At 40.5% G+C, this 15,291-nt stretch carries 20 protein-coding genes; 15 read left to right on the forward strand and 5 right to left on the reverse strand.

What is annotated here, in order from left to right; translation table 11 throughout:
• Window positions 1-22: 22 nt before the first annotated feature.
• The 7 genes from ACPW7N_RS13745 (at window position 23) to ACPW7N_RS13775 (ending at window position 4,521) form a co-directional block, all read left to right on the forward strand.
• Window positions 23-358, forward strand: a complete 336-nt coding sequence (locus tag ACPW7N_RS13745; RefSeq protein ID WP_425651673.1) for a hypothetical protein — start codon at window positions 23-25, stop codon at window positions 356-358.
• A gap of 29 nt (window positions 359-387) precedes the next feature.
• Window positions 388-789, forward strand: coding sequence for a hypothetical protein (locus ACPW7N_RS13750; RefSeq protein WP_425651674.1), 402 nt, complete (start codon window positions 388-390; stop codon window positions 787-789).
• Between the two features lie 46 nt (window positions 790-835).
• On the forward strand, window positions 836-1,294 hold the full coding sequence (locus ACPW7N_RS13755) for a chemotaxis protein CheX (RefSeq protein ID WP_425651675.1): 459 nt from the start codon (window positions 836-838) through the stop codon (window positions 1,292-1,294).
• Window positions 1,295-1,436: 142 nt separating this feature from the next.
• Entirely contained in the window at window positions 1,437-2,303 is an 867-nt protein-coding gene (locus tag ACPW7N_RS13760) for an ABC transporter permease subunit (RefSeq protein WP_425651676.1), read from the forward strand.
• Window positions 2,296-3,219: an ABC transporter permease gene (locus ACPW7N_RS13765; RefSeq protein ID WP_425651677.1), complete on the forward strand. Its 924-nt coding sequence runs from the start codon at window positions 2,296-2,298 to the stop codon at window positions 3,217-3,219. Before ACPW7N_RS13760 ends, ACPW7N_RS13765 begins: the two co-directional genes overlap by 8 nt.
• Window positions 3,220-3,502: 283 nt before the next feature.
• On the forward strand, window positions 3,503-3,724 hold the full coding sequence (locus ACPW7N_RS13770) for a helix-turn-helix domain-containing protein (protein ID WP_019120228.1): 222 nt from the start codon (window positions 3,503-3,505) through the stop codon (window positions 3,722-3,724).
• A 155-nt stretch (window positions 3,725-3,879) separates the two neighbouring features.
• Window positions 3,880-4,521 carry a hypothetical protein gene (locus ACPW7N_RS13775; protein WP_425651678.1) on the forward strand — a complete coding sequence of 214 codons (642 nt, stop codon included), beginning with the start codon at window positions 3,880-3,882 and terminating at the stop codon, window positions 4,519-4,521.
• A 68-nt stretch (window positions 4,522-4,589) separates the two neighbouring features.
• Here ACPW7N_RS13775 and ACPW7N_RS13780 read toward each other — a convergent pair whose 3' ends face one another.
• Window positions 4,590-4,754, reverse strand: a complete 165-nt coding sequence (locus tag ACPW7N_RS13780; RefSeq protein WP_425651679.1) for a hypothetical protein — start codon at window positions 4,752-4,754, stop codon at window positions 4,590-4,592.
• Window positions 4,755-4,913: 159 nt separating this feature from the next.
• Between ACPW7N_RS13780 and ACPW7N_RS13785 the strand changes: the two genes are divergently transcribed.
• Window positions 4,914-5,930 (forward strand): copper amine oxidase N-terminal domain-containing protein, encoded by a 1,017-nt coding sequence (locus tag ACPW7N_RS13785; protein ID WP_425651680.1) that lies wholly within the window; start codon window positions 4,914-4,916, stop codon window positions 5,928-5,930.
• Between the two features lie 49 nt (window positions 5,931-5,979).
• Here the strand turns inward: ACPW7N_RS13785 and ACPW7N_RS13790 are convergent, their stop codons facing one another.
• The 4 genes from ACPW7N_RS13790 to ACPW7N_RS13805 form a co-directional block, all read right to left on the reverse strand.
• Window positions 5,980-6,726, reverse strand: a complete 747-nt coding sequence (locus ACPW7N_RS13790) for an SDR family NAD(P)-dependent oxidoreductase (RefSeq protein WP_425651681.1) — start codon at window positions 6,724-6,726, stop codon at window positions 5,980-5,982.
• A gap of 228 nt (window positions 6,727-6,954) precedes the next feature.
• Window positions 6,955-7,125 carry a hypothetical protein gene (locus ACPW7N_RS13795; RefSeq protein ID WP_425651682.1) on the reverse strand — a complete coding sequence of 57 codons (171 nt, stop codon included), beginning with the start codon at window positions 7,123-7,125 and terminating at the stop codon, window positions 6,955-6,957.
• A 98-nt stretch (window positions 7,126-7,223) separates the two neighbouring features.
• Complete coding sequence (locus ACPW7N_RS13800; RefSeq protein WP_425651683.1) at window positions 7,224-8,408, reverse strand: aminotransferase class V-fold PLP-dependent enzyme; 1,185 nt, start codon at window positions 8,406-8,408, stop codon at window positions 7,224-7,226.
• Window positions 8,409-8,625: 217 nt separating this feature from the next.
• Window positions 8,626-10,314 (reverse strand): cytochrome D1 domain-containing protein, encoded by a 1,689-nt coding sequence (locus ACPW7N_RS13805; protein ID WP_425651684.1) that lies wholly within the window; start codon window positions 10,312-10,314, stop codon window positions 8,626-8,628.
• Window positions 10,315-11,146: 832 nt separating this feature from the next.
• Between ACPW7N_RS13805 and ACPW7N_RS13810 the strand changes: the two genes are divergently transcribed.
• The 7 genes from ACPW7N_RS13810 to ACPW7N_RS13840 all read left to right on the forward strand — a co-directional run bounded on the left by ACPW7N_RS13810 (window position 11,147) and on the right by ACPW7N_RS13840 (window position 15,291).
• Window positions 11,147-11,458, forward strand: coding sequence for a hypothetical protein (locus ACPW7N_RS13810; protein WP_425651685.1), 312 nt, complete (start codon window positions 11,147-11,149; stop codon window positions 11,456-11,458).
• A gap of 456 nt (window positions 11,459-11,914) precedes the next feature.
• On the forward strand, window positions 11,915-12,688 hold the full coding sequence (locus ACPW7N_RS13815) for a tetratricopeptide repeat protein (RefSeq protein WP_425651686.1): 774 nt from the start codon (window positions 11,915-11,917) through the stop codon (window positions 12,686-12,688).
• 47 nt (window positions 12,689-12,735) lie between these two features.
• Window positions 12,736-13,032 (forward strand): hypothetical protein, encoded by a 297-nt coding sequence (locus ACPW7N_RS13820; RefSeq protein ID WP_425651687.1) that lies wholly within the window; start codon window positions 12,736-12,738, stop codon window positions 13,030-13,032.
• A 382-nt stretch (window positions 13,033-13,414) separates the two neighbouring features.
• Entirely contained in the window at window positions 13,415-13,582 is a 168-nt protein-coding gene (locus ACPW7N_RS13825; protein ID WP_425651688.1) for a hypothetical protein, read from the forward strand.
• A gap of 95 nt (window positions 13,583-13,677) precedes the next feature.
• On the forward strand, window positions 13,678-14,148 hold the full coding sequence (locus tag ACPW7N_RS13830) for a contact-dependent growth inhibition system immunity protein (protein WP_425651689.1): 471 nt from the start codon (window positions 13,678-13,680) through the stop codon (window positions 14,146-14,148).
• 97 nt (window positions 14,149-14,245) lie between these two features.
• Window positions 14,246-14,866 (forward strand): hypothetical protein, encoded by a 621-nt coding sequence (locus ACPW7N_RS13835; protein WP_425651690.1) that lies wholly within the window; start codon window positions 14,246-14,248, stop codon window positions 14,864-14,866.
• 104 nt (window positions 14,867-14,970) lie between these two features.
• Complete coding sequence (locus ACPW7N_RS13840) at window positions 14,971-15,291, forward strand: immunity protein TriTu family protein (protein ID WP_425651691.1); 321 nt, start codon at window positions 14,971-14,973, stop codon at window positions 15,289-15,291.

Here is a 15,291-nt window from a genome sequence, read left to right on the forward strand (position 1 = left end):
CTTTCGAAGGAGTGCAAACCAGATGCCGCAAAAAGAGTACGTACTTGGGATTCTTCAATCATTAGAGCGCCACAATGACATCATTCCCGCTCACGTTCAGGAAACACTGCGTCAAGTTAATGAGAAAATCAGTCATGTCCCTGCAGATGTTTTTTCCTTGCAAAATGACCGAGTTGTCACCGTGGAAGCCAAGCAGCAGATGATTGCCCCGGATCAACCATTGATGCAATTAGTAGAAATCTACGATGATTTGTCACGGGTCTCTAGAGAGGCGGGTCAGAACAGACAGGATTTTCGTTCAGCCGTTGATCAACTTCGTGGGTTATTGGGAACGTCTGAGGGGTACTCGCCGGAATAAAAAAATTCCATCATTTGGGGGACTTTACTATGTTTTATCATGGGATTAACAGGGAATATGTGTACCAACAATACCCTGTTCTATCCCCCCGCAGAACTGTTTCTCACAAAAACAGGGAGCAGCGATCAGACCGTCGACATCTGATCGATCAATTCGGGATAGAACCGATCCACTTACTACAATCAAGTGATGACTATCCAAAAGCAACATGTATCGAGGAATGCATGGAGTTCGGAGACCTTGTTTTGGAATTTACTGCTCTCCCAGATCCAGTTTGGCAATTAAGCAAACATGAAGTAGGGGTTTTCGTTCTGGACGTGCGCCAGGCACATACGGTGTATTGTGCTTCATTCGATGACATACTGACCTCCTACTTCCCTTCCTCTCTTATTCAAATTAGTCCTTGTCACTGCCAAATTCCGACATTATAATTACCATAAGTGTAATAAACATCACCACGGAAAGGAAAAGTGTTGCATGAAAGCTCAATATCTTAACCCGTTTCTCGAGTCAGCCACTTCCGTCATTGAACAGATGTGTAATGTTGCGCCAACTCGTGGTGATTTAGCAGTAAAAGATGTACAATTGCGAGATGATCACATCTGGATCAAAATTGGGTTAACTGGTCAAATGCAAGGCGACGTCATTTTTGGCTTACACAATGAAGTGGCAATTCGGATTATTTCCGCAATGATGGGTGGATTTCCGATTTCAGAGATTGATGAAATGGGAAGGAGTGCCATATCCGAATTAGGAAACATGATTTCCGGCAATGCGAGTACGATCCTCTTTAATCAAGGAGTAGCGATTGACATCACTCCTCCCGAGTTGGTAGACGATCATAAAGTATTGAAAATTAACGGCAAGGCGCTGACAGTTCCCCTCGAATTGGGAGATTTGGGTAAACTAGAGATTCAGGTAGTGGTAATTCAATAAATGGAAACCGCCCCATTCCGTTGTGGTCTGGGGTTTTATTTTTGTGAAGGAACAACTTTTTCAAAAAATAAAAATTGATAAATTATTCTTTATTTTATAGAATCTTTCATGCGTCTTGTAGTATCTTTTGGTTTAGCAGGAGGTGTGCGAATTGTTCAAAATTTTACAACAAGTCGTAGCGGTATTTTTTCTTGTTCTGGTGGTTGCTGGCGCACCGCTCATACTGCAAGCGCGTGGGGAAGAGGTTTACTTCCAACCTGAGAGGTTCATTGCTCATGCAGCCTTGCTTGTCGAAAACATTTCGGATGGTACACTTGGCACGTACACGTTGGGGCGAAATGAAAGAGACATTGCTGGAGACATTTTGCCTTTCGCAGAGAACTCATTCTTGTTGCTATTTTTCGCTCTTTTAATTGCTGTTACGATTAGTATCATTTTTGGCATGTTTCTGCACAGATATCGCGTGGTTCACATTTATCAGCGAATCCTCGACATCATCTCGACGGTGCCTGACTTTGTGCAGGTATTGTTTTTCATGCTGGCAGCGATTGCCTTTTACAAAATGACAGACATTCGTCTTATCACACTTTCACCGTTTAGTGAGGCCAACAATAACTGGTTCCCTACATTGATTCTGTCGGTAGGTCCTACTCTTTACCTGATGAAGGTTGTCAGCTTGAAGTACAGTCAGACCTGTGGTGAAGATTATATTCGGACAGCCTTAGCTAAAGGTATGAATGTTCGCTACATCATCTTGCACCACGTCTTCAAGAATGTGAAGCCCTTTTTAATTGCTGACATGAAAAAGGCGATTTCGATCACGATTGCAAATCTGTTTGTTGTTGAGTATCTACTGAACGTAGTAGGAGTGACACGGTTTATTTTTGGGGAGTATCAATTCTCGACCGCAGCGATCGGACTCATGCTTCTTCTCGTGATTTCATTGGTGGTCTATATGTTGATTTGGCTGATACTATACTTGTTTGAGCGAGGGTTCATCTATGAGTAGGTTCAAAAACAAAGCAACTCTTTATTTGGGTTTCATCCTCGTATCATTTTTGCTTGTTATCGCTGTAATCGGACCGTATATTGCTCCGTATGATGTAACATTTAAGGAAAAAGTCCAGAATGTGGAAGTGAACGGCAAGACAGTTATCATCAATCCACCATTGCCACCGTCATCCACTCACTGGTTGGGTACAGATAAATGGGGGTACGATTTGCTGACGTTGATTTTGCACGGCGCCAAGTACACCGTGTTCCTCACCATTTTGATTGCCGCATTGCGTATCCTGCTAGGAACCTGGCTCGGTCTTTATATCGGGATGGCAGAGCGAAAGCAGAATTGGTGGCTTGCTCTGGAAAATGCATGGAGCCATATTCCGTTGGTTCTTCCCGTTTATTTCATACTGTTGGGGGTAAATATCAATTCACCGTTATCAACAGCGGAGCTCGTGACTATGTTTGTCTGTCTGGTTGCTGTACTCGGCACACCAAGCGTAGTCTCATCCATTCGCCAAAAGACGGAGCAAGTGAAAGAAATGCCGTATATCTTGGCTGCTGTATCACTTGGAGCCAGCAAGAATCGACTGATCTTCCAGCACATCCTCCCTCAGTTGAAAGAACAGGTCATTATTATCTTTGTTACGGAAATTATCGCAGCTATGGCCTTGATGGGGCAATTAGGTCTGTTCAACCTGTTTATCGGTGGAACGAGCATGACAACCGACCCGATTCTCTACGCATCGATTACGAATGAATGGGCAGGTCTGGTTGGGCAGGCACGTGGACATATCTACGGAAATACATGGATCTTCCTCATGCCACTCGGTGCATTTGTCTTGGCAATCGCTTCCTTCAGTATCCTGGCAAAAGGCCTGAGAGACCGCTATCAGCAAACGTATTCACGAACACCATATATGTAAACCAGAAGAGAAGCCTTTATTATCCAAGTAAGGGCTTTTTTAATTGGAGTGTGGAAGACATGGGAGAGCACGCCATACACATTCCCATGAATGCGGAGAGGAAAATAATAAAAAGCCCAAGTTAGGGAGGAACCGATTAAAAATTCCACGAATAGACTGTAAGGCAAAAGCCTAAAATCCCCTCAACACCGACACCACCACCCGCCCCCCGACATAGGATAAGGTGACTGTAAAAAATCCCTCGACCTTGTCCCTGTAGAGCCCACAAGGAGGGGTGGCACGATTGAAGGGTAGCGACCAAACCAAACCGTTATTGACTAATCGGGAAAGAGAAGTATTTGAGCTCCTGGTACAAGACAAAACGACAAAAGAGATTGCCGGACAACTCTTCATCAGCGAAAAGACAGTTAGAAATCACATCTCGAATGTCATGCAAAAACTTGGCGTGAAAGGACGGTCTCAAGCTGTTGTCGAGTTGGTTCGACTTGGAGAGCTTAAAATTTGAGCCGTGCTCATCCACACCCCCTCTCTTCGGTAAGGAAGGGAGGGTTTTTTATTTTGATCAGATTAAAGATCGTAGCTGATAATCATTGTGTTAAAATATGTAAATAAGGCATCGGAGAGAGCGTAGCATCAAGTCAAAGAAATGAGGTCTTCAACGTGCAAAAAATGCTTTTCACATGCATCCTGTTCCTTGTGACACTGGCAACCCTTGCCTGCTCCGTAACTGATCCGAGTCAACCCATTGTAAAGAAACAGCCAGAAGAAAATATGCTGCATATTGAGCCAATTGATTTATTTGCAGGAGAAGCGGCCAAATTCAAACCATTTCTCGGTACAATGGCAGGAGCCGTTAAACTAAAATACACCGGCGACAAAAAGGAAATTCAAGCTGAAGTAGAGCTTTGGGAGAATGGGGTCAGAACAAAAACGCTCGGCTCAGTCGGTTCGTTGATACAAGGATCGCAGGAGGGGAAACAGAGTTTTGAAGGGGAATTTATTGTTTCGATAAAAAAAGAACAAGTGAATGAAAACAAACCTCACTTCGAGGTAACTTCTGCCATCGTGGATAAAGACGGCTCAACTGCTTCCACTATTTATTTGGTGGACCGTGTTGAAAAACTGACCGGACTAAATTCCATTCCATTAAACAAAAGCATGGATGTCTCGGAGAATAGCAAGGTTGCCGTTTGGGGAATGCAGGCTACTGACGAAAACGTGATCGAAACTGTTGAACTCACACCTGAAGGTTTACAAAAAGTGAAGTGGGCATTAGTAGTTACCATATCGTTAAAGAATTGAATCAACATCTAATTTTATGACATTTCTCTTAAGAAGTAGCCTCATCATTGAGTGCTACTTCTTTTCATTTAATAAGCCCCTGTTGAACCAGAGTTAGGCACTTCTGGCGGGTCTATTTTTTGTGGTGTCGATGTCGTTCGAGTTTTGAATTGATCAGGTGATCCCGTTGCGTGTGTACCCAGTTTTTGGACCTCTTCATTCGCAGGAGAAGATGCTGGATTCTGCTTAGTCAAGACTGGTTCATTCCTTTCAACTTAGATAAGTGAGCACCTTTCATAGCTTTTTCGTATACACGGAAGTTTATGTAGTTGCAAAAAAAAATGTCTAATCATGCAACCTTTTGAATGTAAGTTACGTTTAGAGTGTACAAACATCAAAGGAGGCATTACAAAATGAAAAAAGCAATATCCGCATCTCTGGCAGTCGCCCTCTTACTAGTAAGCGCACAAGGAACGTTTGCAAAAAGTGTAGACGTAGATACTCATGCATCGGTTGAAAAGGTAAGTAAAGATCAGGGAGAAAAAGGCAAAGGCAATGGAAATACAGATAAAACTAAACTGGATGACTCTACTGTAGATAACGCAGATGTAGAAGCTGAAACTGAAACCGAAGCTGAGGCGGAAGTGGAGATTTCTACCGAGGAAGCTTTGAAAGTGAAAACAAAAGTAAAAGAAGCCGTTCAAACAAAAAAACAAATCATTGAGCTTCGTCAAGAATTGAAAAAATCCTCAGAAGTAACGCCTGAATTAAAGGCTACATACGAAGAGCTGGTAAAATCTCTGGAGGGTAAAGACCTCGGACAAGCCATCGAAGTACAAAAAGAACTTCTTGCTCGTGTGTACCAAAAAGGGAACAAAGAGCAATTCAAAAAACTTGGCGAATTGTATACAAAAACAGGCAAAGATGAGGTAAAAGCATTTGTAAACGGGGAAGAACCACAATTTGACGCTCCGCCGTTCATCAAGAATGGACGTGCATTGGTTCCGATTCGTGCCATTAGTGCTGCTCTCAAGGCAGAGGTAAACTATGATGAAAAAACTCGTTCCGTTGTCATTACTCGTGGGGAACAAAAAATTACTTTGTTCTTGGACAAGCAAGAGGCGGTAGTAGGAGATAAAACCATTAAACTCGATACCATGCCTGAAATTAAAAAAGGCCGTCTGTTCTTGCCGCTACGCTTTGTAAGTGAGAACCTGCAAGCAACAGTTGATTACCAACAAGAGGGCAAAATTGTAATCATCGAGGATGCAACAACGCCAACAACTGAGACTGAAACTACAGAGACAACTGATACAACAACGACAACTGATACAGCAGCGACTACAGACACTGCAGCATCGACAGATACAACTACAACAACTACTGAATCCAGCTCAACAGAAGAAACTGAAACAACAACTCAACAATAAGCAGAGAAGGACCTTCACACATGTGGAGGTCCTTTTGCTTCGAGAGGTTTTAAGGAATATAAATCATTTTGCGAGTCATGCCACCATCTACGAACAGCTCGGTTCCTGTGACAAAATCGTTGTTGTCATGAGTCAGGTAAAAACATGCCTTGGCGATGTCTTCGGGGCGGCCCACCCTTTGTGCCAGATGCTGGAGATGATCTTCTGTGCGCAATGCATCATAATCACCAGTTTCAATCCATCCGGGAGAAATTGCGTTGACACGTATCCGGTCAGGGCCAAGTGATACAGCTAACGAATGGGTTAAGGATAGAATGCCTCCCTTGGATGCTGCATACGCTTCTGAATTAGGCTCTGACATATGAGCACGGGTCGAGGAAAGCATAACAATTGAGCCGCCTCCGTTTTCTTTCATGATCCGTGCAGCTTCCCGTGAGCAGAGAAATGTGCCTCGCAGGTTCGTATTTACTACGGAATCCCATTCATCCAGGGAAAGGTCATAGGGCGATTTCCAGATGCCAAACCCCGCATTATTAATTAGGATATCGACACGACCATATTGAGATTGCACATTCTGAAACAAATTAATAATACTCGCCGGATCACTAACATCCGTGCGGTAAAATACAGCTTGTCCTCCAGCTTCATTGATTTCGCTGACAGTTGCGTTTCCATCAACTGTGTTTTTTTCAGCAACAATCACCTGAGCGCCTTCTTGTGCATAACGAATCGACAGATGTTTGCCGATTCCACGACCAGCACCAGTAATGACAGCCACTTTGGAAGCAAATTTCATCTTTGTTCACCTCTTGCCAAGAATGAAGAAAGTACTCCGAAAAAAAGAAAGACCGTCTGTAAACTACAGACGGTAACAAGAGCTTAAAAAAACAATTCGCACCTTTAGATTACCATATTTGGGAAATCAGTAGCAAGTGTTTCGCTGCAAGTTTTATAAAAAATATCATACTGAAAGATGAAGGGGGACTCCACCTTACTGACAGTCATCATCGTTTTTCTGGATGAATTAGAATAATGCCTGAACTCCTTTTACGATCAGTGCGCCTGCGAAAACAGTCATTGCAACTACACCCACTATTGTAAACACTGGTGCCAGACTTGCCAAGAAAGTTGTAGCAACCGGGATTTGGAGTAAACCATAGCCTCCGAGAAGTCCACCAAAGTAAGCCATGTTCATTGAGGATCACCTCCTGGAATGAATTGTCCTTACACTACTATAAATATGCAGACAACTTTTAGGTGACAGGGACAGTTATCATAGGAGGCGATGCCTGTTTATTTTGATGTGAGGATGCTGTCTAGGCTTGAGGCGAAGCGCTCGAGTTCTTCTTCTGAATTATAGTAATGAACAGATGCACGAATGAGCAACTCTAATTTTCTTTGTTCCATATCAAGTCTGGCTGAATTGGGGCCGACAAGGTGGACGTTAATGTTTTGTTCGGACAAGCTCTGTTTCACTTCGCGAGGGTCCTTCGTATGGCAAGTGAAAGTGACAATTCCGCCACGGTTCTTTCCAATGTCCGTAACTTCTACACCAGAAATCCTCCCCAGGTGATTTCGCAGTAAATCACCAAGGCTTGCGATGCGAGAAGTGGATTCTTCCATACCTGTTTTCAAAAAGTAATCGACAGCCACACCTAGACCGATTTTGGCAGCCTGATTGGATTCCCAATTTTCAAAGCGTCTGGCATCTCCCCGAATAATGTACTTGTCAGCTTCCACCCAAGTAGCAGAATGGCAATCCAGGAATGGTGGCTCTACTTGTTCAATGCGCTCCTCCCGTACGTACAAAAAGCCTGTGCCACGAGGGCCTCGCAAATATTTTCGCCCGGTAGCCGTTAGAAAATCACAGCCGATTTCTTTCACATTGATCGGAACCTGACCAACAGACTGGCACGCATCCAGCAGGTAGAGGACGTTGGCTTCTCTGGCAACCTGTCCAATCTCGGCAGCAGGGTTAATGAGGCCGCTATTAGTTGGGATATGATTAATTGCGATGAGTTTTACACGATCGTCGAGCATGTTCCGTAAAGCACTTGCAGATGTTTGACCATATTCATCATTCGGAATGACCTCAATAACTGCCCCTGTCTTTAGGGAGATTTGCAAAAACGCAATATAGTTGCTGCAATACTCCGTCATACTGGTAAGGATCCGGTCGCCAGGTTGAAAAGGAATTGAGTAAAACGCCATATCCCATGCTGTGGTTGCATTCTCAACAAGAGCGATTTCCCGGGAAGAACAGCCCAACATTCGACTAACTGCTCGGTATGTATTCTCCGTTTTCTCAACAGCAGCATGCTCCGCTTCATAGCCACCAGTAAGTAACTCTTGTTTCAGGTGTTCTGTCATTGCATCGTACACTGGTTTTGCCATTAGTGAAGCCCCTGCGTTATTCAAGTGAAGCACGTGTTCGCAGCCAGGCGTATCTTGTCTTGCTTTGCGCAAATCGAATCCCATTTTTTACTCCCCCTAGAAATTCTTTTCATTTTGAATATATCATGACAAAGTAAGATGTAGTCTGTTTGAATGTGTTTTTGCTCACAGAATTTTGTCTGAAAAATTAGTACAAATAAGACGGATATGACCGTATTCGTTTATGAACAGCGGTCGTTCCTGTTTGCATAAAAAAAGAGTTGTCTACCTGGCGGGGCAGACAACTCGAAGTTCTTCTCTATTATGCTCCTGGCTCTTCCAATCGCAATCCTACGTTAAAGATACCAGTAGGAGTTTTGGTGCCAGTAATGGTTGTGATTTCTTCCAGTGTTTTTGCATCGTATACTTTGATCGCTTCGCCTTCCCACAAGGAAACATACACAGCGGAGCCATCCAGGTTAAACTCAGGGTGAACGGAAACCGGACCGGCCTTAATCGAACCGTTTTTCGCAGCACCTTTGGTGACTAGCTCAAGGCTGTCTTTGTCGAATACCACGACTTCATCTCGGAAATCAGAACCGTCTTCATTCTTGAACACGATGTCAGCCCATACATATTGGCTGTTCGGATGTGAACGGATGAAGAGTCCCGGTCCATTCGTTTTGATCTGTTTGACCACTTCGAATGTTTTGGTGTCCCAGATGGTGATCAAGCCTTGACCGATTGCAGGAGTTCCCGCAAGCACACGACCATCTTTGGTAGTCCATGTTGCGCCAGGGCCAGGATGCGGCTTTTTACCAGCAGGAATCTTTTTCACCAGTTTTCCATTCATGACATCTATGACCGCTACGTGGTTATCGGTCTGCGATGCAACAAAGAAGAAGTCTCCCTTCGGAGTCTCGAATGCGTCGTGCAAAATACGACCTACGTCCGGAATGTCATGTACGATCGGGAAGGTGTTGTTGCCGTCTTTGTCTTTGGCTGACCAGTCGATCATCCAGACACGTCCGGCTTCTTTTAATGCGACGATAAAGTAAGGTTTGGCCGGAGTATCAAGGATTGCAGCACCACGAGAATGCACCATGTTGCCATCTGGATCTACTCCAAAGGTTGGGATGATTTTCACAGGCTCCAATGTATCAGCCTTGAGAATCGCTACGCCGCCTGGCAAGTAGTTAGTAACGGCAACCCATTTGCCATCATCCGAAATGGCTACCCCACGTGAATCGAGTCCGACCCGTGTTTTGCGCACAGCCTGGATGTTATAGAGATCCGCTTTGAAGAGCCATCCGTCACGACCGATGCCGTACATATACCGGGGATCTTTAGGATTGTAACTAATGTTATGAGTACGATACGAACCTTCAATGTGTCCGAGAGCTTTGTGATTTTTCCCGTCCATGACGAAGTACTTGCGTGTTTCCCGTTCCATAGCGACCATCAGCTCGTTCGGGTCTACTTCATACTTGGGTTTTGCCGGGAGTGCCTTCTCATCAGCGATGACAGTCATGGTTTGCTTGGCGTCATCCAGAGTCCATTTCATCTTGGATTCATCAACCGGGGTTTTGATATAATCGACGAGTCCCTTGATGAGTTCAGGGTTTAGTTCATTTTTGTAAGCAACCATGGATGTTCCAGGGCGTCCTTCCGTAATTACTTTGATCAGTTCTTCATTGGAAACGGTAGCCAAACGTTCTGGCAAGAGGGCAGGACCTAATGCGCCCAAGCGAGTTTGTCCATGACAGCCTCCGCAGGTATCCAGATATACTTTTTCTACTTCGGAACTGGAAGCGGTTGCGCCAGTGGCGTTAGTTGTTGCAGGAGCGGGTGCTTGAGTTGTTGCTGCAGGTTTTGCGGCATCGGAAGGCGGATTGGGATTGGCAGGAGCAGATGTCTGTTGGGTACAGCCAAACAGCAGGGAAAAGCTCATTACGACTGATGTGGCAACCATGAGAGGTCTCCAAACTGACTTTCGGTTGCGTGAATTCATACATACACCTCCATTATTCTTTTGTCGAAAAATTGAAATTCTTATCAATAAACCCCTCCCTAAATTGTGAATCTACTTCCTATTTTTTCAAAATGACAGCTTAATTCGCTGTGATAATAATCCCGAATAAAGAGGCAATTGTTACAGATGTTTGAATAATTCGAGGAAAGATTTAGAACGGATAAACATTTTTCTATATTAATGATGATTATATAATTTTTGAGTCTGGGAGGGTTTATTACAGAGGATTGGATATGTATAAAGGACAAGTGGATAATCCGCTAAGTTTGAATCGGTATACGTACGTAACGAGCAATCCGTTGAGGTATGTTGATCCGAGTGGATACAGTGTAAAAGAAGCTGTTGATGATGACTTAGACCCAATGGAAAAAACTTGGATAGGACAAAAAGTCCATACCCTATCAAAATTGAGCGAGATTTGTACCGATCATAAAATCACCCCTTGACTATATCTATATTTCAGGATTCTCTAAAGTTACTTTTGAAGGAGTTGAATCTGCGTTTCTTGACATTTCTCTTTTTAACCCTGAGAAGGAAAGTGAATTTATAAAAATGGCCAATGGAGAACCTATAAGTTGGAAGCGGAAATGGGGAAAAGTAGCAGATTTTGAAAGTTGCATTTATCTACTTGGAGGGAATATTGACTGGCCGCCAGGAGGATTTAACTTAGGGATTAATAGTGTAGGCAATATTCGGATAGAATTTCAGATTGAAGATTGTATTTTAGGGTCGGATTATTCCATAAATCCTCGCAAATTTTGTTACAAATTCAACCATTTATAAGAGCTCCTTAATGGATTGGAGGATTTACATGAGTAAAATTTTTAATGAAGATATGTTTATCAAAAGAAATAGTGCGTTTTTATATAAAAAATTGGAGGATTTCCTAAGAACGGAAATAAATGAATATACCTTCCCGAATATTTATAGTTTCATCTCGTTGGAGAATTTTAGGAATGGAGAATATGAGGGCAATCAATACCTAATCCAAAAAATTAATACTCAAGAAATACAGGTAATTGATATTGTATCAGAAGAATATATGAGCGATGTTTCTCAAACGAGATTTAAGATTAGCGTAGCTGAAATGATTGAACTTCTTGAGGAAATCAATAACAAATAAAAAAGATGAGAGTAATTGAACCTTGATCTTCTGAGGTTTCTTTTTGTTGGAAGGATGAAGCCAATCATTGGCAAAAAAGATTATCATGAGGGACCATTGATTCCAATGCCGTAACCATTAGGGGATACATTATGAAAAAATATAGCAATTTATATTGTAAAATATTTGTAGACACTGCTATGGAATTAGACATGTTTTTAGAAACAGTAAGAAAAAATTAACAGGTAAATCCAATAGACAAATCATCGAATCTGATACATGTGAGATTTATGGAAACAACAATAAAGAATATGATTCTTTAAAAAAGTAGACCAAACGGTCTGATTCGTTCGAAGCAGTAGCTGCATGTGATTTGGAAGAGGAACTCCCAGACAGTGGTGGCTACACAATTTTTAAAAAGTAATCCTTTTAAAAGAGGGGAGCGATTGAAAATTAAATTGCTGAGAGAGGATCTCTATGAATAGTTATGACCAGATTTTTAATGATGCAGAAAGGAATTATATACATGGAAATTTTCAATTTGCGCTTGAACTATTTGAGAAAGCATTGTCTTTAAAAAAATCTGAGGATTGTTTCAATTATATAGCTTGCTGCTATTTAAATTTAGGGGAGTTAGTAAAGGCGAAAAAGATTCTTAAGGAACTGACTGTACAAAATCATACTTGGGAACTACCAATAATGAATGTAGGAAGGGTTAATCTAAAGTTAGGTAATCTTGAAGATGCCCTAGAATGCTTTGAATCAGCATTAAAGATTGAACCAAGTAGTGAGGATGCTAATTTTTATTTGGGTGTATACCATTTTCAAGTAAAAGATTATTTGACGGCTAAGATGTATTATGAAAGATCGTTATCTATTGATAATGAACAATCAGAAGTCCATTTAAATTTAGGCCTATGTTATCTTAATTTAAATGATTTTGAAGCGGCAATCAAAGAATTTAAACAGGCTTATTTCCTAGACTGTGACTGTACCAAAGCAATTTATAATCAAGGTTTAGCCCACTATCTAATGGGTAACTATAGAGATGCTCTAAAATATTATTTGAGAGCAAATGAACAAGAAAAAGATGATCCCGAAATAATGTACGATATTGCGCATTGTTATTATAAATGTAACGAATTTGAAAAATCTATTCACTGGGGAAACCAGGTACTAAAAATTGATCACAAACATAAAAATGCTTCTAAATTAGTAAAAAACGTTGTGATTTTAAAAGGTAGAGGTTAGAACAAGGCATCAGAATTATACTAAAAAATATGTTAAGAGGGCTGTAAATGAAAACTCTTGATAAACTTGAAAACTTGCTTATAGGAGAAGAGGGGCTTCTTATTTCACTTAGAATGGGAGAAGGGTTTAAAAAAGAACTCTTTCATGAGATATGCAGCCTATTAAAACAGTTAGCAGAACAGTGGGCTAAAGAAGTATCAATTCCTAAACGAGCAGTGGGTATTTTTGTAGATTTGTACCCATCTATGGAATCAGCTAGTTATTTATACAATGAATCGGAGCGTATCGAAATATTGGAAGCGGCTGACATCATTGCTGATTTGATTAGAGAGTGTTGTAACTAACACAAAATTTCTATTTCTATTCTATCCCCATTCAATTAAAACTCGTTTTGGATTTTCTTTTTATTTTAAGGATTAAGCCAATTGTAGATAATATCGGTGGAGCTGCAGTAGTAGAGAAGCAAATAATCAAAATCTTAGTTGTTAAAGGCAGTTAAACTGTTGAGGTACTCTATTTTAACCGCTGGCGGATAGCAAAATAGTATTGAGTATTAGAACGGCTTCCTGCAAATCAAGGAACCTTGGTAATTTTGAGAAATGTTATTGGACAAATGGTATCATAGGCCGAACAAATAGTTTAGGTCTAACCTCTTATTGGATGCGAGGGGTAGTAATCTTTTCTAAGAATGATCCTTTACTATTCGAAAAATATAAGTGGATCAAAATGGATACGAATTGGGCACCTAAAATGGATTTGTCATTTTTGGACAAAGCAGATTATTCATGGGCATACAGTGAAGATTTTAATAATTATATTAAACCTGCTAGCTTCGTTGGGAACTTTTACTTGGATATGGAAAGTGGAGTTTTATATTTTGAAGTTGAAAGGTAGATTCATCGATAATTTGGGAGAATAATTTGGCCATGAAGCCAACTTGAAATTTAATATTTCAAATAAAAGAACATGTAAAGAAAAGGTGAAAAGATTTGAATGGTTCTTATGGTAACCGAGATTTGACTCTTGATGAAATTGCTATTAAAGAAGGCTTTACAAGTCCATTTATCGTTGATGAAAAGGTTCCTTTATCAAAATGGTTCGGAAGCGTTCTCGATGTAAAACTAAAAGATTTATCGGATGGTGACATTGCAAGATTAATACGGCAAAAATTTCACTTAACTTATATTATTCCTGAAGCATTGTATCGCTTATATCAAAATCCACTTGCAGGTGATTTATATGATGCTGAAATATTAATTAGCATGAATGAGGTTAAGGATCAATTTTGGAAAGACCATAATAATTTAACATCAGATGTACGGGATTATTTAATAAATATAAATGAGGAAGATAGTAAAATAAAAAACATTAAAATAATCACTGAAGAAGAGCCTGAGGAAATTTTGGGGAAGATTCAGCAGTTTGAAAAGAAATTGACGTCAATTTTACTAACAATCTAATCTAATATTTTTGAAAAAAACGAAATTATTGTTAGTATAAATTTGGATTGTTATTAGTTGAAAAAATTAATTCTTGGAGGATAGGGGAGAGGTATGAGTGTTCCGGAAATTCACAAAACGTTTTTCGTTTCTTTTTGCAATACTCTTATCAATAGCAATTTTTTTCATAATTGATGCAAATAAAAATAGTAATTCAGTCACTGAACAGAAAGCAGATGCCCAAACATTGAATAGCATAGCTTCTTCAGCTTCAACAACAAAGTTACCGGAAATCAAACAGTTTTTCGATATATATAAAATTTTGTCAAAATCTGAGAAAGAAGTGAATGAAATACTTGGAGATCCTAATTCTTCAACACCAGTTAATACTGGAGAAATTGACGGAAATGCTTATGCTTTTAAAGAAAATACGTATTTGGATGGAAGAGTTTTAATTGCCTTTGATACAGACAGTGTTTACATGGTGACACTTTTTTTAACGAAAGAAGAGTATTTTACAGGAGATTTGATAAATCAGAATTTGAGATATTTTGGAATGGAGCCATATGACTTAACTATGCATCATGATGATGATTGGATTTTAAGAGACTTTAGAGGAATGCAAGAAATCGTAGTATCAAATGATAATATCGAGGATAAAAAATATAGCGGTTGGATCTTTGTTCAGGTTCATCCTTTGGGACATTCAAAAGATGGTAAATATAAACCTGTTAACTAACAAATTTTACGTCCCTGCTGGCATATCCCGATGCATCAATCGGTGAGTGATCATCTAGCCATTCCCCAAGTGGTAAATATAACGAACTTAAAGGAAGGAAAAGAATGAATGATGTATTTTTAAGATGGATAAAGGAACGAGAGATTGTACTAAGAAAAATGGGAATTAAAACAGAAGTTAACTTTCAATGGGACAGGCCTGAACATGCAATTAACCCAAGTACGGTCATTGACCAAGAAACATCATTATGTGTTGGGCGTATCATTGTTTGGAGTTCAATGCATATGCACTTTCAAGTTTTCGTGTTGGAATCAGATTCAGTTGGACCATTATTGGATAAAACAGTTGAGCTTGCCGATGAACCAAATTTTCATAATTTACTAGATCAGTATTTTCGTGTTTTGACTACTGGAATAGTTGATTGA

Source organism: Brevibacillus nigriterrae (assembly GCF_049846925.1).
Taxonomy (GTDB): domain Bacteria; phylum Bacillota; class Bacilli; order Brevibacillales; family Brevibacillaceae; genus Brevibacillus_H.